The 17,197-nt window shown below is 39.7% G+C and carries 19 protein-coding genes; 7 read left to right on the top strand and 12 right to left on the bottom strand.

The annotated features are described in order from the left end of the window. Positions 1-33 precede the first annotated feature (33 nt). On the top strand, positions 34-396 hold the full coding sequence (locus BM386_RS17225) for a DUF1304 domain-containing protein (RefSeq protein ID WP_091696758.1): 363 nt from the start codon (positions 34-36) through the stop codon (positions 394-396). Between the two features lie 115 nt (positions 397-511). Here BM386_RS17225 and BM386_RS17220 read toward each other — a convergent pair whose 3' ends face one another. The 7 genes from BM386_RS17220 to BM386_RS17190 form a co-directional block, all read right to left on the bottom strand. After that, entirely contained in the window at positions 512-2,035 is a 1,524-nt protein-coding gene (locus BM386_RS17220) for a P-loop NTPase family protein (protein WP_091696541.1), read from the bottom strand. Between the two features lie 5 nt (positions 2,036-2,040). Further along, entirely contained in the window at positions 2,041-3,141 is a 1,101-nt protein-coding gene (locus BM386_RS17215; RefSeq protein WP_091696540.1) for a vWA domain-containing protein, read from the bottom strand. A 208-nt stretch (positions 3,142-3,349) separates the two neighbouring features. Then, a complete protein-coding gene (locus tag BM386_RS17210; RefSeq protein ID WP_091696538.1) occupies positions 3,350-3,760 on the bottom strand; it encodes a type II toxin-antitoxin system VapC family toxin in 411 nt (136 codons plus the stop codon). Then, positions 3,753-4,010 carry a DUF6364 family protein gene (locus BM386_RS17205; protein WP_091696537.1) on the bottom strand — a complete coding sequence of 86 codons (258 nt, stop codon included), beginning with the start codon at positions 4,008-4,010 and terminating at the stop codon, positions 3,753-3,755. Before BM386_RS17205 ends, BM386_RS17210 begins: the two co-directional genes overlap by 8 nt. 260 nt (positions 4,011-4,270) lie before the next feature. After that, positions 4,271-4,765 (bottom strand): hypothetical protein, encoded by a 495-nt coding sequence (locus BM386_RS17200; protein ID WP_139235938.1) that lies wholly within the window; start codon positions 4,763-4,765, stop codon positions 4,271-4,273. A gap of 354 nt (positions 4,766-5,119) precedes the next feature. Continuing rightward, positions 5,120-5,533, bottom strand: a complete 414-nt coding sequence (locus BM386_RS17195; RefSeq protein WP_139235937.1) for a hypothetical protein — start codon at positions 5,531-5,533, stop codon at positions 5,120-5,122. 25 nt (positions 5,534-5,558) lie between these two features. Then, positions 5,559-6,755: a hypothetical protein gene (locus BM386_RS17190; protein ID WP_139235936.1), complete on the bottom strand. Its 1,197-nt coding sequence runs from the start codon at positions 6,753-6,755 to the stop codon at positions 5,559-5,561. A gap of 293 nt (positions 6,756-7,048) precedes the next feature. On the opposite strand from BM386_RS17190, the gene queG reads away from it, so the two are divergent. The 3 genes from queG (at position 7,049) to BM386_RS17175 (ending at position 10,363) form a co-directional block, all read left to right on the top strand. Then, a complete protein-coding gene (gene queG / locus BM386_RS17185) occupies positions 7,049-7,984 on the top strand; it encodes a tRNA epoxyqueuosine(34) reductase QueG (RefSeq protein ID WP_091696531.1) in 936 nt (311 codons plus the stop codon). 16 nt (positions 7,985-8,000) lie between these two features. Then, a complete protein-coding gene (gene corA / locus BM386_RS17180; RefSeq protein ID WP_244545555.1) occupies positions 8,001-9,119 on the top strand; it encodes a magnesium/cobalt transporter CorA in 1,119 nt (372 codons plus the stop codon). A gap of 101 nt (positions 9,120-9,220) precedes the next feature. Further along, on the top strand, positions 9,221-10,363 hold the full coding sequence (locus tag BM386_RS17175) for a 6-bladed beta-propeller (RefSeq protein WP_091696529.1): 1,143 nt from the start codon (positions 9,221-9,223) through the stop codon (positions 10,361-10,363). 32 nt (positions 10,364-10,395) lie between these two features. On the opposite strand, the gene BM386_RS17170 is transcribed toward BM386_RS17175, so the two are convergent. The 3 genes from BM386_RS17170 to BM386_RS17160 all read right to left on the bottom strand — a co-directional run bounded on the left by BM386_RS17170 (position 10,396) and on the right by BM386_RS17160 (position 12,217). Continuing rightward, positions 10,396-10,800, bottom strand: coding sequence for an META domain-containing protein (locus BM386_RS17170; RefSeq protein ID WP_091696528.1), 405 nt, complete (start codon positions 10,798-10,800; stop codon positions 10,396-10,398). Positions 10,801-10,860: 60 nt separating this feature from the next. Then, positions 10,861-11,718, bottom strand: coding sequence for a carboxylating nicotinate-nucleotide diphosphorylase (gene nadC / locus BM386_RS17165; RefSeq protein ID WP_091696526.1), 858 nt, complete (start codon positions 11,716-11,718; stop codon positions 10,861-10,863). 100 nt (positions 11,719-11,818) lie between these two features. Beyond that, positions 11,819-12,217: a DUF4783 domain-containing protein gene (locus tag BM386_RS17160; protein ID WP_091696524.1), complete on the bottom strand. Its 399-nt coding sequence runs from the start codon at positions 12,215-12,217 to the stop codon at positions 11,819-11,821. Positions 12,218-12,354: 137 nt separating this feature from the next. On the opposite strand from BM386_RS17160, the gene gpmI reads away from it, so the two are divergent. After that, a complete protein-coding gene (gene gpmI / locus BM386_RS17155) occupies positions 12,355-13,878 on the top strand; it encodes a 2,3-bisphosphoglycerate-independent phosphoglycerate mutase (RefSeq protein WP_091696522.1) in 1,524 nt (507 codons plus the stop codon). Continuing rightward, the gene (locus BM386_RS17150; protein ID WP_091696520.1) at positions 13,878-14,444 is read left to right on the top strand and encodes a hypothetical protein; all 567 of its coding nucleotides are present in this window, start codon (positions 13,878-13,880) and stop codon (positions 14,442-14,444) included. The genes gpmI and BM386_RS17150 overlap by 1 nt, the downstream gene beginning before the upstream one ends. Positions 14,445-14,509: 65 nt before the next feature. Here the strand turns inward: BM386_RS17150 and BM386_RS17145 are convergent, their stop codons facing one another. Continuing rightward, a complete protein-coding gene (locus tag BM386_RS17145) occupies positions 14,510-16,189 on the bottom strand; it encodes an amidase (protein WP_091696518.1) in 1,680 nt (559 codons plus the stop codon). A 69-nt stretch (positions 16,190-16,258) separates the two neighbouring features. On the opposite strand from BM386_RS17145, the gene BM386_RS17140 reads away from it, so the two are divergent. Further along, a complete protein-coding gene (locus BM386_RS17140; RefSeq protein WP_091696517.1) occupies positions 16,259-16,699 on the top strand; it encodes a hypothetical protein in 441 nt (146 codons plus the stop codon). A 52-nt stretch (positions 16,700-16,751) separates the two neighbouring features. Here BM386_RS17140 and BM386_RS17135 read toward each other — a convergent pair whose 3' ends face one another. Further along, positions 16,752-17,066, bottom strand: a complete 315-nt coding sequence (locus BM386_RS17135; RefSeq protein ID WP_091696515.1) for a hypothetical protein — start codon at positions 17,064-17,066, stop codon at positions 16,752-16,754. Positions 17,067-17,197: the final 131 nt, after the last annotated feature.

The raw sequence follows: 17,197 nt of genomic DNA, 5'->3' as shown, positions 1-17,197 counted from the left end.
CTAATGCTTATCTTATTTGGAAAATTTCACACTATGGAACTCCTTGCTGATATTCTAATTGCTGCCATTGCCGCTCTGCACCTCTATTTTCTTTACTTCGAAATGTTCGCCTGGGAGACAATCGGGCGAAAAACCTTCAAATCATTACCTCCTGAATTATTTCCAAAAACCAAGGGTTTAGCTGCCAACCAGGGGCTTTACAATGGTTTTTTGGTGGCCGGATTAGTTTGGTCTTTGCTGATTGAAGATCCGAATTGGTCTTTTTATGTAGCAGTTTTCTTTCTTAGCTGTGTATTGGTCGCTGGAATCTTTGGAGCAGTGACAGCGAGCAAAAAAATCTTTTGGGTACAGGGATTACCAGCTTTGCTTGCATTGATTTTACTTCATTTGATATAAAAATAAGGAATGCTTTTCCCGCAGATTTACGCTAATCATTTCGCAGATAATTGCTGACTGTTTCAAATCAGCGATTATCTGCGACTTTTATCTGCGCTGATCTGCGGGAATTCAATTACAAATCATCCTCCTCAAAATCGTCCTCATCTCCAGGTCCCATATCAAACATGGAGCTGAACAAGTCTTTGAATTGCAACCCAGTATCAAGCACTTTTTTGCTGAGTTGAGAGAATTCCGCCAATCCATGTAGCGCAAATTCCATAAAGAATTCCTTCTCTTTTTCTGGTAAATCTTTCACCAACTGCGTAACTACCTCCTCTAATCCAGGTACTGAATGAAGTGCCGTTTTATAGTCCTTATCAGCTTGAGAGGCTAGAATATCCAGCTCATTTCCTTCTCCAAACCATGCCAGAGGGATGACGTATGGATTTCCGTCTTTCGATTTTTTCTTCTGTTCAGGGGAAGGGAAATAGTTTACAAATTGAGAACGTATAGCTTTTCCAATTAAATTGTATGCAACTAAACCTGCGCCTTCCTGTTCGCCTTCATAGACCAATTCTACCTTTCCTGTAATCGCGGGAATCACCCCAATCAAATCAGCAATACGAACATTAGTATTTTTTTCTCCATTCATATACATTCGACGCTCTGCGGCTGAAATCAGATTTTCATAAGCCGAGATCGTCAATCGTGCCGAAACACCGCTTTTCTCATCCACAAACTCAGAACCTCTGGCCTCGATAGCAATCTGCTCAATCAAGTCCTTCATCAGTTCCGGCACATAGATATTATCCACAGGCTTGCCTTTCAGATTGGCTTCCTGAGCCGTAATTCTTCTACCGATCTCAATTGACTTAGGATAATGCGTGATGATCTGACTTTCAATTCTATCCTTCAGCGGCGTAACTATACTTCCTCGATTGGTGTAATCTTCCGGATTTGCAGTAAACACAAACTGGATATCCAGTGGCAATCTCAATTTGAATCCACGGATTTGAATGTCGCCTTCCTGCAGGATATTGAACAAGGCAACCTGAATTCTGGCTTGTAAATCCGGTAATTCATTGATCACGAAAATAGAACGATGTGATCTGGGTACCAGTCCGTAATGAATCACTCGCTCATCATTATAACTCAATTTCATCGTGGCTGCCTTGATAGGATCAACATCACCTATCAAATCGGCCACAGAAACATCTGGAGTAGCCAATTTTTCTGTATATCTATCATTTCTATGCCACCAAATGATTGGTGTATCATCCCCTTTCTCCTCGATTTTGTCTTTTGCATAAGTACTCAAGGGAGCCAACGGATCATCATTCAGCTCTGAACCAAAAACCACCGGAACATATTCATCCAGCAATTGGGTCATCATTCGGGCAATCCTCGTTTTCGCTTGTCCTCTCAGACCGAGTAAATTGATGTTGTGTCGGGACAAAATCGCCCGCTCGATATCAGGAATCACCGTATCCTCATAACCCCAAATTCCTTCAAAGACATTCTCTTTCCGCTTGATCTTCAAGATCAAATTGTCGCGAAGTTCTTCTTTGATGGATTTGGATTGGTATCCGGCGGCTTTGAGTTGACCGAGGGTTTTTATCTGTGTGAGTTCCTGTGGTGTCAGTTTTTGGTAGTCCATATGGCTTAAAAGCGTTTCGTTCTGTTTCGTCTATAATCTTCAAAAATCAGGTCGCCGAGCCCTTTCAGACTGCTGTAGTAGGCATTCCCATTATTCACTTTGGTAAATTCCTTTACAAATTCCTTCAAATACGGATCTGAAGCAATCATAAAGGTAGTCACTGGTATTTTCAATTTTCGGCATTGTGCAGCCAGCTTCAGCGTTTCGCTGAGGATCTTACTGTCAATGCCAAAAGCATTTTTGTAGTACTTGATTCCCACTTTCAAGCAAGTCGGTTTTCCATCGGTGATCATGAAAATCTGCTTGTTTGGATTCTTCCTTCTTCGAAGTAAATCCATTGCTAATTCCAGTCCAGCAACAGTATTCGTGTGATATGGACCAACTTGCAGATAAGGCAAATCCTTGATTTCAATCTGCCAGGCATCATTTCCGAATACTATAATATCGAGCGTGTCCTTAGGGTAGCGGGTTTTGATGAGTTCTGCCAAAGCCATGGCAACTTTCTTCGCCGGAGTAATTCTATCTTCTCCATACAAAATCATTGAATGAGAAATATCAATCATCAGCACAGTGGAAGTTTGGGAACGAAACTCATTTTCTACCACTTCAAGATCATCTTCGGTCAATAGGTAATCTCCAGAAAAACCATGATTGGCCTGTGCATTACGCAAGGAATCTGTCAAAGCGATCTGATCCAGATTATCCCCAAATTCATAGGCTCGACGATCTGTGCCCCGCTCTTCGCCCTGACCGGAATGTGTGGTTTTGTGCTGCCCGGACTTCCCACGTTTGAGCTTTCCAAAAATTTCCTCCAAAGCTGACTTTCGAATGGTCTGCTCTGCTTTTCCGGTGATTTTAAATTCCCCTTTTTGGTTTTCCTCGGTTAGATACCCTTTGGATTTTAAATCCTCGATAAAGTCTCCAATTCCGTAATTGGGATTGGTCATTCCATAGCGATTGTCCAAGTTGGTCAGCCAACTCAAAGCTTCAGCTACATCACCGCCAGTCATAGTGACGAGTTGCAAAAATATATTCAGCAGATTCTCAAACGTATTCTTCTCAGGATCCTGAGTGGGTACGAACTGAGTAAATCGAAATCCTTTCATTGTGAGATTTTAGTATCAAGATTCAAGACACAAGACTTTGTCAACGATCTTGGTGAAGTAAAGTACATAGGGAAAAGGTCTGGTTCAACTTATAGTCATCCTTTACGCTCCAACCAGGGACATAACAAGAAGACAGGTGTGGTAGTTTAATAAAGGGAGGAAAAAGGCAAAAAAGATGAAATCGAGCTTGAAAAGCAGAAAAATAATCTCAGGGTTTGAAAAATTCTTTTGGAGTCATAACGGGAATTTGATCTGCTGTTTTGAAATCCTTGATGTCGCGCGTAATCACAAAATCCATTTTATTTGCGACAGCAGTAAAATAATGAAGGGCATCTTCTTTGTCTTTGAAATCTGAATTCAGCGCGTTTAAAAAAGCAACTTTTCCTCCCGAAATCACTGAACAAAATTCAGTGAATTGAATCAGTTTTTCTTTGGCATTATCAAGTTTGTAGCGGTCAAAAGACATATAAATAAGGAGTGCTAATGAAGCTTCAGAAATAAAAAGTTGAGCTTCTCCTTCTGCTACCAAAGAAATAAATGGCTTAGAGTCCTCAACAAATGGCTCCCGATTTGCCACCAAATCGAGTGCAACATTCGAATCCAAAAATATCCTATACATACTTTTTATTTCGGTGTTCCCGGATTAATTCTTTGTCAGACTTTTCAAGGGCTTTGATTGGAGCCTCTCTTTTTAATCTTTCTAAAAATCGTGCAGCAGCAAACTGTTCCGGGGTTTTCTCTACTTCCGGATTTTCCTTTTCAAAAATCTCCTCAAACATTTTTGAAAGCGATATACCCCTACTGGCAGCTTTAAGCTTGGCTTTCTCTACAATTTCCTTTTCTACAGTGAGCGTGAGTTTGGTTTTCATGATTACACGTGTTTTGATTAAATATACGTGTGTTTTATGGAAAAAAGTTCCACAATGGTTTAAGATTCTTCCTTAAAGCCAAACTCCCCTATCTTTGCCCCATGACTCCTGCCGAGGAAAACGCTTCCTTTATCAAATGCACTGCTAAGCGGCTGGAGTCTAACAAAGCCACGGGTGGCGCCAAAACGATGGATTCAAAATAGAAAATAATCTAAGCGCCAATGGGCGAGTGAAAACCCTCCAAATATTCAATCCATTAACTATCGCGTTGGAGGATAAATCTTAACAAGAATTGGTTTATTGAACAAAACTTCATTACTATGAATCATCTCTGGCTCGGGAATCATGTTTTCCAATTGACTTTCCAGATTACTTTGTAGCTCTTTTTTAGGTATAGTGATCATCTCGCAGATGACTGGAAAAACATGCGTTCCATCTGGAATATTACTTAATTTTTCTTCAAAAATGTAGTTACTTAACTTTTGACAAAGCTCTTTATTTACTTGTATTACTCTAGTAGGTGTTTCTTTAGAGAATTCAGCTCCAATGACCTCATTATCTTGTAGGGTTAATTTTAAATAGTAGCCAAAATATTTATTAGTATTCTGTTCCCAGTCATTAATGGATAGTGGATACCAACTGACACGTCTCTGAACAATACTTCTAAAATCAGTTTCACTGTTTTGATCTTGCGCATATAAGTCTGAAAACAACATCAAGCAAATAATAAGGAAGAATGATTTTATCTTTTTCATAGGTGTTTCAATTACACTTTGTTCCCTTTAGTCCCGAAGGCAACACTAAGAGTAAAAGGCAAACTGACTTTTTTAGATAATTGAATTTGGTAGGGCGTAAATTGTTTTTCATAAAATTTTAATTAGTTGACTGTCTTAAAAACTCTTTATTTTATTGATTTTCAAGGATAAATCAAAATCTGAAATTGTAATTTTCCTTAATTCCTTACATGGTCTTCAAAAAAACTAAAGACCTGTATCTTTACCTCATGACCCCCTCAGAGAAAAATGCCTCAATCATCAAATCCACCGCTAAGCGGCTGGGGTTTGACTTTTGTGGAATAGCAAAAGCGCGATTTTTGGAGAATTAAAATCTTATATCCATTCAACTTCGTAAAGAAGGTTTTCATTTTCGAATTTCAATATTATAATAACATTCAATACCACATGCCTGATTGGAGGAGGCGGGCGGAAACCCTTCTCCATCTCTACTTTGTCCAATTCACGTTTTAATTCAGCTCCTTCAATTTTATATAACTCCGAGATCCCAACACACTCCCCATCTTCTTGGAAATCGTTCTTAATAGCCTTTGATATATGGATTGAGGGATTATGCCGAAATGTATTATTATGATAATTTATAATTAATATTTGTCCATCATTAGTGATATTAACTGAACTGAAATCAAGTATTAAACACACTTCTCTCTTTTTAATTGAATCTCCACCTTTATATAAAGAATAATATTCACTAGCTTGGCTAAAACATACCAAAATTGGTATAAACATAGAAATAAGAAATAGTATAAATGGTTTAATTACAAGTAGATGGCCCATTGTGAAAATAATTATTTAAGTTTAATAGTATTCTATCTTGGTCGGTTCCTGAAAGATTACTCCATGCAATTGATTCGCTTTCATCTTCTAAAATTTTAAGACCAGCCCAGGAAATATCATCATAAACCTGAGAAGGTAGTCGATTATTATCAAATTCTTTAATAATATTTGAAATGCTATGAATATAGTGTTGAGCCATCATATTATGATTCCAAGTGGGTTTAAACCTGTCAATATAATAATCATACAATCCTGGAAAATTCTGCCTCAAGTTATTTACATAGTCTATCTGTTGTTGTGGGCTCATATTGTTTGGATCAAGACTCCCAGTTTTTGCCGCAGAAAGCATTTTTCTATAAATTTCCGCATGTATAATTTCATGTGCGAATGAAACTGCCGATCCGAGATCTGAAATCATGCCTAAATTCATATTACTAAATTCAACTGTTATATTTCCATTTTGTGGAGGCAACACCCTTCCATAATTTCCAGAAGGCAAGTTATTGTTTTGTGTAAATAATAAATCACTTACAGAAAAAGTATAATCAAATTTCTGTATCATTTTCTTAAATCCTTCGCTTGAGTTTCTCAACTTCTCATATATACAATCGGCTTTTGTGTCTATAAAAGTTGAGTCTCTTTTAACGATATAATATTCATTGTAATTCCCCCCAATAATACCATCCGTTCCGCATATTTCAATTTCCTGCCGCCCCACTTCTCTCCAACCACTACAATTCTGCAATAGATTCGAAATCCAGGTACAGTCCTTTTCATAATAAATTATCGTTGCAGGTTCACACTGTACAGGCATATAGGCGTTGGGATCGGAAGCTGTAGCTCTTTTATATACAAAGTCTCCAGGCTGTAGATCTTTACTAAAATTCATATACCTGTAAGTATCCAGAGACGTTTCGTCTGTATCGGAACTCAATTCGCTAAAGCGGAATCCATCAATAATCTCCTCAGTATCTAAAGTCATAAAAGAATATTCCTCCATTTTTCTGCAGGGAACCAATAGTCTCGTTTCCACATCTTGGTATTTAGGAACAAAGCCATTCAATGGACTAAGCAATGGAATTTCATAATGCCCTTCAGAATAAACCGCGTTATCCCAATCCATCTCCAGAGGTTGATTGTCAAAGGTAGTTTTCCCAGTCAATTCCCCTTCCATGTATGTACGGATCAGCTGAAGCTCATCCTGGGGAATCTCCATATCCTGTTCCTGCGTACAGGAAAAAACTATTTGGGTAAAAAGAAATGCCAAAAATAATCGACCAAGTGACTTATTCAGACAATTGCATTTAGGGGGGGCGTAAATTGTTTTTCATAAAATTTTAATTAGTTGACTGTCTATAAAACTTCTTTAGTTTATTGATTTCGACCGATAAATCAAAATTCTGAAGAGTAATTTTCCTTAAATCCAATTGCAATCTTCGAAATAATAAAGACTTGTATCTTTACCCAATGACTCCCGCCGAAACAAACGCTTCCCTTATCAAATCCACCGCCAAGCGGCTGGGCTTTGACTTTTGCGGGGTAGCTAAAGCAGGATTTTTGGAGGAGGAAGCGCCTAGATTAGAGGACTGGCTGAATGGGAATTATAATGGCGAAATGGGCTATCTGGCGAACCACTTTGACAAGCGGCTAGATCCTACCAAACTCGTGGAAGGCGCCAAAACGGTGGTTTCACTCGTTTACAATTACTATCCTGAGGAAAAGCTGTCTTCTGAAAGCTCAGACATAAAACTTGCCAAATACGCCTACGGAGAGGATTACCATTTTGTAATCCGGGATAAACTCAATGAGTTTCTGGAAATCCTACGGGAGGAAATCGGTGAAATCGACGGACGTGGTTTTGTGGATTCTGCTCCGGTCATGGAGCGGCAATGGGCACAAAAAGCAGGGCTTGGTTGGCTCGGGAAGAACAGTCTGCTACTTAATAGGGAAATGGGCAGTTTCTTTTTCTTGGCCGAATTGATCATTGACCTTGAGGTGACACCGGACATTCCTTTGGCAAAAGATTACTGTGGAACCTGCACCGCCTGTGTCGATGCCTGCCCCACAAATGCAATAGTGGAAAATGGGGTAGTTGACGGATCCCGGTGCATTTCTTATCTAACAATCGAGTTGAAAGATTCTATTCCCAACCAATTCAAAGGTCAAATGGAAAACTGGGCTTTTGGCTGCGATATATGCCAAGATGTATGCCCTTGGAATCGCTTTTCAAAACCTCATCAAGAACCCAGGTTTCAAGCACATCCTGAACTAGCAGGATTTTCCAATAGAGATTGGCAGGAGATCACAGAGGAAACCTTCCGGAAGGTTTTCAAAAAATCGGCAGTAAAGCGCACTAAACTTGCTGGACTGAAAAGAAATGTCGATTTTCTGAAATCCAATTAACCACATCTGAGATTTTATGAGTTCTATTAGTCCTAAAGCTCCAAACCTAAAAGCAGTACAGAAGCTTTTCAAGCCCAAGAAAAGGAAAAAGAAGAATTTTAAGTTGGGCTTGCCTCCAGGCTCCTTAGTATATACTGGGGAAAAGAAACTTGATACAGTACTAATCAACTTGATAACCTATGATGAAGTTGATTTATATGAGGAGTCCATTTCTATAGATCAATTGGAAGCGCATTTACAGCTGAAAAAGAAAGTGCTTTGGATTGATATCATTGGTCTGCATGATGTAGAATTGTTGGAGAAAATCGGGTTGCTTTTCGGAATACATAAACTCACCATGGAGGATATTGTCAATACGGATCAGCGCCCCAAAATGGAAGCTTTTGAGGACTATCTCTTTGCAGCAATGAAGATGATTCAATGCCCAACCCCAGAATCACCGATTGATGACGAGCAGATAAGTTTTCTCTTGAAAGATGGAATTTTACTGACCTTTCAAGAGAAAAAAGGAGATGTTTTTGAATTTGTAAGGAACCGACTAGCAGACACAAAACGGGCTATTCGTCAGCGAAAAGCGGATTATCTGTTGTATGCACTTCTTGATGCTGTAATCGACAACTATTTCATCGTGATGGAAAATATCGGGGAGCGGATCGAAAATCTGGAATCACAAGCTATGACTGCTCCAGGCAATGAAACGCTGAATGCACTTTATAGTCAGAGACGGGAGATGATGGACTTGAGAAGAACAGTGTATCCGCTTCGTGAAGTAATCGGATCTTTTGACAAATATGCGGATGACAAAATCAGCCCGGAAACCAGACCATTTATCCGGGATTTGTATGAAAATACTATCCAGGTAATTGAAACTATGGAAGTCTTCCGTGATATGTCATCGGGTGTGCTGGATCTATATATGAACAGTCTTTCCAACCGCATGAATAACATCATGAAGGTGCTGACCATCATCTCCACGATCTTTATTCCGCTGAGCTTTGTGGCGGGCGTCTATGGGATGAACTTTGACAATATGCCCGAGCTTCATTACAAGTATGGATATTTCATCGTCATGGGCGGAATGACTGTTGCCGTGATAGGAATGCTGCTTTTCTTTCGAAAGAAAGGCTGGTTATAGATCAACCTGAGGTCGATTCCTTTTTCTTTTAGGAGTTTAAAATTGGTTAAAATATATTTCCCTAAAGCTTTATTACTTCTTGAAAAGCTTATCATTAAGCTATGAAAAAGCTATTTTTTATATTAGCACCGCTTGCTATTACTTTCTGGTCTTGTTCTAGTAAGAGTAATACAGAGGTTGCATCTGACAAATTACTCATTGATCTGGAAATTACAGACAGTCTTCGATGGGAGGACTTATTCCAAGAAGTGGAGGTTATTCCCTTGGAATTCACAGAAGAATCTATGCTTACTGCGGTAGATGAGATTCTAATTCAAGATGACTCTTATTTAGTATTTGATAAGAAAGCTCAGGTTATTTACAAATTTGACTTAGATGGAAATTACATATCAAAACTGGACAAATCAGGTGAAGGTCCTGGTGAGTATCAGTTGATCTATGATGTTTCTATCAATCCTTATACAGGTAATATTGAACTGCTGTCAGGCTATGGAAGCTTTTTTATCTATAATAAAAATTTTCAATGGGTAGAGACATTTGACTTCCCGGACATAGTGAGTGCAACCCAATTCGATTATTTTTCCGAAGATGTGATTTTACTTTTTAGTAGGTATGACCGGGATCACAATCTCATGCTGTATTCTAGATCTGAGAAAAGGCACCTAAATAAAATGAAACAACCGGAAAAATCAGTTTTTGAAAGTAATAACTCTGTTACTATTTCAATGCTAGAAAACCCACTAATAAATACTCCTGAAGGTTTATTTTTTTGCGTTCCCTTTTATAATTCTGTGTACCGCATTGGATTAGATGGGCTTGAATTTGATTACCAATGGGACTTTGGAGATTACGTCGTAGATGATGGTGGAATAAAGGTAGATGACCCACAGGAAAAGATTATGGAGCAAGGAAGGAAAATAATAGAAAGTTTTAGCTCATTACGCAATTTCTATGAAAACGAAGACTTTATCTTTGCCCAGTATTTTTTGAAAGGTAAATTGGGTACTATTCTTTACCAAAAAGAATCCGAGGAGTATAAAATTCTGTATGACTATGTGCCAGAATATTCAGTAGTTCTTTTGAGCGATGGAATTGTAGGGCCTACCAATAGGTTGAGGTTGCAGACTATCGATAGACTATTGAAGAATTCAAACAGTGAATTTGCCTTTGATGAAATTGAAAATGGCTCTGAGGAGAATAATCCATATTTATTGAAATATACATTCAAGAGCGAATGGAAGTAAACCTGTTTCGCCGGTTTGTGAAATCATCAGTTTTACTGAAGCTTCAGTATTACTTTCTTCTCCCCGTTTTTCAGTAAAAGTTGCCCTCCTGTCTGCTGAAAATATCGAACAGATTTCAGTGTTTCCAAAAACGTGTTCTCAAAAGCAGAATTCTGACAGGCTATTCTTGTTGCCCCTATTTCCCCAAATTTCAAGGTGTTTTTCTTCCCAATCTCGTAAGGCCCAAAAATTCGATTGCAACTTCCAGATCCTGTGATTTGCTGATCGTCAGCATCAAAGACTAAATGTGCGTCTTGAACAGATCCTGAAGTCTGAACAGGAACTCCCATAATTTCAATAAGAGTCCATTGTTTGTTCCCCCATTTAGAATCTGGGTAAGATTTGGAGCTACAGGAGGCTAAAATCAAAAGAGTGAAAGCAAGGAATATGTTTTTCATAATTGGGTGATTTGCTACTAATAAGACCTAAATCGTGCCAAATTGTTCCGTACCTCCCGTTTAGAATGCCTTCAAGCTGATATCCAGGCTTTTCACCGAGTGAGTCAATGCTCCCATGGAAATATAATCCACGCCACATTCCGCAACATCAACAAGAGTTTCCTCAGTTATTCCCCCTGAAGCTTCCGTTTTATAGCGGTCTCCAATCATAGCTACTGCTTCACGCATCGTGGCATAATCCATATTATCCAGCATAATCTGATCAACTCCACCTACTTCCAGCACTTGCTTGACTTCATCCAGATTACGCGTTTCTATCTCTATTTTAAGATCCAGATTATTCGCTTTCAGGTAATCATTGCAACTTTCAATAGCTTGAGAAATGCCTCCGGCAAAATCCACATGATTATCCTTCAGCATGACCATATCATACAATGCAAATCGATGGTTTACCCCTCCACCGATGTGAACAGCCCATTTTTCCATCAATCGGAAATTAGGAGTGGTCTTGCGGGTGTCCATCAGACGAGCTTTGGTATGGAGGATTTTTTCAGTCAATCGGTGGGTTAAAGTTGCGATGCCTGACATGCGCTGCATGCAATTAAGCACTAGCCGCTCTGAGGAAAGTATGGAAGCGGAAGCGCCTTTTACGATCAAACCTATGTCACCATACTTAACTTGATCACCGTCTTTAATCAGCAACTCTACCTCAAGATTTGAGTCAAAAGCCTTAAAAATTTTTTCCGCCAATTCTACACCGGCGATGATACCATCGTCTTTGATTAATAGTTTTGCTTGGCCAGTTTTTCCCTCCGGAATAGAAGAAAGTGAAGAGTAATCACCAGGGCCGATATCCTCTGCAAAAGCTGCTGCAATAAAGTTCGTAATGGCTTCTTCGGTAAGATAGGATGGATTCATGCCCAAAAATAGGGATTTGAAGCTCCCGCAAAGTCGCAATAGCTCAAATTTCTTTTACTGATCGAAAAATTATTTACACTTAACAGTTAAAACAAATCATCTATCCTTTAACAAATTCGAGGCTGTAAATCCTAAACTCTGAAGCCTGTTGGGATACTTTTATAAAAACCTTAAACATCCCCTGACCTGTCTGGTAATCACCGATATAAGAGCTCAGAATTGGATTATTTTCACTTCGAAAAACAAGGCTAAATCCCATTGATGGGTTTTTCTTGAAAAAATCTTTTAATACAACTTCTGCCTGATTTTTAGAATAATCTCCCTGCAAGCCGTTGACATTTAAGGAAATGCTGGAATCGAAATATTTTGCCAAATCGCTGCTGGAGCCACTTTCAATAGCAGAAATAACCGTTTCTATTGAATTCGCGTTTTCAATTTCCTTTACGGGAGATTGGAAAAACAGGAATATCGAAACGATTAAACTTAATACTGAGGTCATTGCCCTTGCTAGGCAAATACTAAGCCAAAAAAGGAATCATGTTCTGCATTTATGAGTTTATGAAAGGCAATTTCTGGAAGTTTGGTGTTATCGGAATTTCGGGACTACTTTACTCTTAATTATAATATATTTGCGGTATGGATAAGAAAGTACTTTTAATGATTTTGGATGGCTGGGGAATCGCCACCAATCCTTCTGTTTCTGCTATAGACAAAGCAAAAACCCCTTTTGTAGATGGCCTTTACACTAAATATCCACATGGTAAACTGGAAGCTTCTGGTCTTGCAGTAGGCTTACCAGCAGGCCAAATGGGAAATTCTGAAGTCGGTCATATGAACATCGGTGCCGGCCGGGTGGTCTATCAGGATTTAGTGAAAATCAACCTTGCCGTAGAAAATAAGGAGCTAAACACACACCCGGTTTTGGTAGAGGCATTTGCTAAAGCTAAAGCTGCAAACAAGAAAGCTCACTTCATGGGATTACTTTCCGACGGTGGCGTGCATGCGCATATCACACATTTGAAAGGTCTTTGCGATGCGGCAAAATTCAATGGAATGAATGATGTGTTTATTCATGCCTTTACAGATGGTAGAGATACAGATCCTAAAGGCGGGATTGGATATCTGGAAGATCTTCAGGAGCATTTGACTCATTCTTCAGGTAAAATAGCTTCCGTGGTAGGAAGATATTATGCAATGGATAGAGACAATCGCTGGGAGCGGGTGAAGCTTGCTTACGATGCTATGGTCAAAGGTGAGGGGGAAAAATCCAAGGACATCATCGCCGCCATGCGCAAATCCTATGAAAACAGTGTAACTGATGAATTTATACGCCCAATCATCCATGTTGGTGCAGATAACAAGCCGCTTGCAACCATAGAAGAAGGTGATTTGGTCATTTGCTTTAACTTCCGAACTGACCGCGGTAGAGAAATCTCCCAGGCACTCACACAGCGGGATTACGATGATTTCAACATGAAAAAACTGAATGTTGACTATGTCACGTTCACGAATTATGATGCGACTTTCAAAGGAGTAGAAGTTCTTTTCGAAAAAGACAATCTGAATAATACGCTTGGCGAAGTTCTAGAAAGAGCCAATAAAAAGCAGATAAGAATTGCTGAAACTGAGAAATATCCTCACGTGACCTTCTTCTTTTCAGGAGGAAGAGAGCAGGAGTTTATCGGCGAAAGCAGGCTACTTTGCCCATCTCCAAAAGTGGCAACTTATGATCTAAAGCCAGAAATGAGCGCTTTTGAAATCGCATCCAAAATCAACGGAGAGCTGAAAAAGAAAAGTGCTGATTTCATCTGCCTAAACTTTGCCAATGCAGACATGGTGGGTCACACAGGAGACTTCGATGCTGCAGTGAAAGCCTGTGAAGCAGTAGATGCATGTGCGGACAGCGTGATTACTACGGCTTTGGCAAATGATTACACGATAATCGTCATTGCCGATCATGGAAATAGTGACATGATGATCAATGAAGATGGCACGCCAAATACAGCTCATACCACCAACCTGGTACCATGTATCATGGTGGACAAAAATGACCAGCTTGCCATTAATGATGGTAAACTTGGAGATTTGGCTCCAACTATCCTTCAACTTATGGGCATAGAAAAACCAGCGGACATGACTGGAAATGTTCTCCTGAAGTGATGAAGCATCACAAAAGTTTTTCCTTTGGGATCATCCTTATCGTTTTGTTCGGGTTTTCTTCCTGCGTGGATGAGATTTCAAACAACATGGAAACAGACCCCTATTTTGATCTGAAGGGATTTATTGAAGAGCATATCCAAAAAGTTGATAAGGCAGAAGTCACCAAAACATCTCAGATTCAAGGGGAAGAAAAAGAAGTTGAGGTGATTTACTCTAAAAAAGACTGGGAGGAGGAACTTAGCATTTTCAAAGATGCTGATATCAATAAGGCTTCTATGCTTCAATCCTATAAAACCTCGAAATCGGATGATCTTCTGGTTCATGAGGCATTGCCTAAGTCAAAAGAAAAAGTCAAATACATCAAGGTCACTTATGAAAATGGTGCCGTAAGTAGCGTTTCTATCAAGATAGCAGATGATAATTTGTTTTACGCATCTACGACTTTGGCAGAAATACACATTAACAGTTCTACAAAATTGATGGAACATTACTCCATCCAGACCAGTCAGAAGATTTGGTTTTTGGATGAGAATAACATGAAAATTCAAGGGAAAATAGTCCCGTAAATGCACGGGCATTTAGAATGAAAAATTTAAGGACTGAATAATATCTTCAGTCCTTTTTTAATGAATTACTTGTCAAACATAGGAGGACGCTTGGCTTGCCAATCGCTATTTTTTTGAATTAAATCACCCAGCATTACCAATTTTTCTTCTTCGAAAAGGTTGGCTAGTAAAGTGATGGAAGTAGGCCCACCTTCATCGTTAAAACCATTGGGAAGGCAGAGTGCTGGATGTCCAGTAAGATTGGTGATCTGAAGTTGGGCACCACCAAAGCTCGGCGTAACAATCACATCAAAGTCTTTCATGAGTTCATGCATTTCTTCGATAAGGATGGTGCGTTGCCTGGCTGCCTGCACATATTCTACGGCCGGGATAAATCTCGCTGCACGAAAGGTATTTGGCCAGGCATTTTTATGCTGAGCCACTAGCTGATCATCCCAACCCAACCTAGTCAGTTCGTCAAATGCTGCGGCACCTTCCACAGAAAGCATAATTTGTATTGCTCTAGGATTTACAGAAGTTTTCAACTCTACAGGATGAAGTTCAAATCCTTGATTTCTCAAAAGGTCTAATACGTCCTTGTTGTTTTGCATCCCTGAGCCATCTCCTTCAAAAAATGCGTTGAAATAACCAACTTTTAGCTTTTTGACATCAGTTTTGGAAGAGTAGTTAAATGCAGCTTTGATCGTACTGGCGTCCATTGCATCCTCGCCGTTTATTATCGACAAGACTATCCCATCATCCAAGGCAGATCGTGATATCGGCCCAATTTTGTCCATAGACCAGCTCAAAGCCATTGCGCCATTTTTGCTCACCCGACCGTAAGTTGGCCGAAGTCCTGTAACGCCATTTCTGGTGGAAGGAGAAACAATCGATCCCAGGGTTTCAGTACCAATGGCAAAAGGAACTAATCCCGCGCTAACAGCTGATGCCGAACCAGCCGATGAGCCGCTTGATCCTTGTTTCAGATTCCATGGGTTCTTAGTCACCCCACCGTACCACACATCTCCCATAGCCAAAGCTCCAAGGGTGAATTTGCCCACCAAAACTCCTCCTGCATCATTCAATTTGTTTACCACAGTTGCTGTCATATCGATTTCTTGGTCTTTAAAGGGCATAGCTCCCCAAGTGGTTTTGGTGCCTTTTACCGCCAAGAGATCCTTGATTCCGTAGGGAATTCCATGTAACGGACCTCTATATTTTCCGGCTGCGATTTCTGCATCCATCGCCCTTGCTTTTTCCAAGGCAGAATCCTCAAGTAAAGTAATCAGGCATTGGAGCGTATCTGAATAAGTCTTGATTCTGTCCAAATAGATTTTGGTCAGCCGCTCGCTTGAAAGTTTCTTTGATTTGATCAAAACCGCCAATTCATTCGCTGGTAAATAGGCTATATCAGATTCTTTCTCAGGAAGAGATACGTTTGAAGGCAAGCCCCATTCTAGTGGCTTTTGGTTCTGATCAGGCTGAAAACCTTTAGGAAGAGGGTTGAAAACCAAGGAGGGGGAAACTGAATTATCCAATTTTATTTCCCGCAGCGACTCATACCGGCTTCGCTGACTAGTCAAAGAGCCGATCATGCTGTCTTTTTCTGCGGGCGTAAAAGACAATCCTAAGATCTCAGAGGCTCCCTCGATGGAAATTGGGGTAATTTCTCCAGCAGTACGACCGAGTGTAAAGCCTAGAAGCAAGCAAGAAGTAGCTCCTAAGAGTATAAAAGCTCTTGATGAAAGGGTATTTTTTGATTCCATTGAATAGTTTTGTAATAATGTAATCTAAGCATGCTAAGTGCATGATCAATTACCCAAGATAATCAACCTATGGATCAAAAATCTCCCTTTCCTGTATTCCCCATGCATTTTCGTGGAATTCTACTGCTTGCTGGTATGTATTCCATTGCCTGGTCTGCTATTTTCAGGCTGATGGGAGGTTCTATTTTAGGATGGCTTGCAGATGGAACCACTATCAGTGCCTCCTTGCCGGTTACTTATTATGGAGGATTAGGGATTTTGGTTGGACTACTGATTTTTTTTAGTGCCTTTTACCCGGTCAGCTGGGTTTACCTGATTATTGCCGGGATTGCTGGAAAAATTATTTTGGCTATCTGGTTTGGATTAGACTTTATCCCGGTACTTGGCTGGAACAAGCGAACAGTATTTCAATTGATATTTAATGAGATTCTGTGGATAATTCCACTGATTTTGGTTTTTCTAAGAGGCTGTCAGGTTAAAAATTACCTAGCCCAGAATACCGAAAAATAAAAAGAGGAAAGCTTTGGTAAGCTTTCCTCTAGAATTTCTTTAAAACCGGTGATTAGGTTACTAAAATCAAAATCAAAAGAATAATAATGATCGCACCAACTGAGATATAAACTCCGCCACCAGCACGCTTGGCCTCTTCCTTCATTTCCTTCAGCTCCATGCGTACATCTTTTCTTTCTTCCTTACTCATAGCGCCAAAATCCATCGCTTTGATTTCATCCACTCTAGCTTCAATCTCAGCAAGACGCTCTTTCTGAGCTTCCGTTAATTCAGTTTTCTCTTTTTTAGAGTCCTTATCATTGGTTGGCGCTGCAACTAGCATGTGCGCAGAAAATACCAGTGCAAGAATTGCGAATAATTTTTTCATAAGGTTGTTTGTTTTAAGTCAGGTAAACCTAGGAGTCAAAATTACCGCCAAACTCTGTCGGCCTACACAGTATATCATCTAATTTTAGACGGGCACTAGTCTAAAATTTGTAACTTACGCAGCTAAAATTC

Source organism: Algoriphagus locisalis, from assembly GCF_900116615.1.
In the GTDB taxonomy this organism is placed as follows: Bacteria; Bacteroidota; Bacteroidia; order Cytophagales; family Cyclobacteriaceae; genus Algoriphagus; species Algoriphagus locisalis.
The sequence above is the reverse complement of the archived record's forward strand: the minus strand, read 5'-3'. Positions and strand labels throughout refer to the sequence as shown.

Coding starts and splice junctions, on each gene's coding strand:
- BM386_RS17215 (WP_091696540.1), bottom strand. CDS start 3,141: ATGAAAGGATTTCGATTTACTCAGTTCGTACCCACTCAGGATCCTGAG.
- nadC (WP_091696526.1), bottom strand. CDS start 11,718: ATGAATCCATCCTATCTTACCGAAGAAGCCATTACGAACTTTATTGCA.
- BM386_RS17160 (WP_091696524.1), bottom strand. CDS start 12,217: ATGACCTCAGTATTAAGTTTAATCGTTTCGATATTCCTGTTTTTCCAA.
- BM386_RS17225 (WP_091696758.1), top strand. CDS start 34: ATGGAACTCCTTGCTGATATTCTAATTGCTGCCATTGCCGCTCTGCAC.
- BM386_RS17140 (WP_091696517.1), top strand. CDS start 16,259: ATGGATCAAAAATCTCCCTTTCCTGTATTCCCCATGCATTTTCGTGGA.
- BM386_RS17195 (WP_139235937.1), bottom strand. CDS start 5,533: ATGTTTATACCAATTTTGGTATGTTTTAGCCAAGCTAGTGAATATTAT.
- BM386_RS17205 (WP_091696537.1), bottom strand. CDS start 4,010: ATGAAAACCAAACTCACGCTCACTGTAGAAAAGGAAATTGTAGAGAAA.
- queG (WP_091696531.1), top strand. CDS start 7,049: ATGACTCCCGCCGAAACAAACGCTTCCCTTATCAAATCCACCGCCAAG.
- BM386_RS17200 (WP_139235938.1), bottom strand. CDS start 4,765: ATGAAAAAGATAAAATCATTCTTCCTTATTATTTGCTTGATGTTGTTT.
- BM386_RS17210 (WP_091696538.1), bottom strand. CDS start 3,760: ATGTATAGGATATTTTTGGATTCGAATGTTGCACTCGATTTGGTGGCA.
- gpmI (WP_091696522.1), top strand. CDS start 12,355: ATGGATAAGAAAGTACTTTTAATGATTTTGGATGGCTGGGGAATCGCC.
- BM386_RS17150 (WP_091696520.1), top strand. CDS start 13,878: ATGAAGCATCACAAAAGTTTTTCCTTTGGGATCATCCTTATCGTTTTG.
- BM386_RS17170 (WP_091696528.1), bottom strand. CDS start 10,800: ATGAAAAACATATTCCTTGCTTTCACTCTTTTGATTTTAGCCTCCTGT.
- BM386_RS17175 (WP_091696529.1), top strand. CDS start 9,221: ATGAAAAAGCTATTTTTTATATTAGCACCGCTTGCTATTACTTTCTGG.
- BM386_RS17220 (WP_091696541.1), bottom strand. CDS start 2,035: ATGGACTACCAAAAACTGACACCACAGGAACTCACACAGATAAAAACC.
- BM386_RS17135 (WP_091696515.1), bottom strand. CDS start 17,066: ATGAAAAAATTATTCGCAATTCTTGCACTGGTATTTTCTGCGCACATG.
- corA (WP_244545555.1), top strand. CDS start 8,001: ATGAGTTCTATTAGTCCTAAAGCTCCAAACCTAAAAGCAGTACAGAAG.
- BM386_RS17190 (WP_139235936.1), bottom strand. CDS start 6,755: ATGGAAGGGGAATTGACTGGGAAAACTACCTTTGACAATCAACCTCTG.
- BM386_RS17145 (WP_091696518.1), bottom strand. CDS start 16,189: ATGGAATCAAAAAATACCCTTTCATCAAGAGCTTTTATACTCTTAGGA.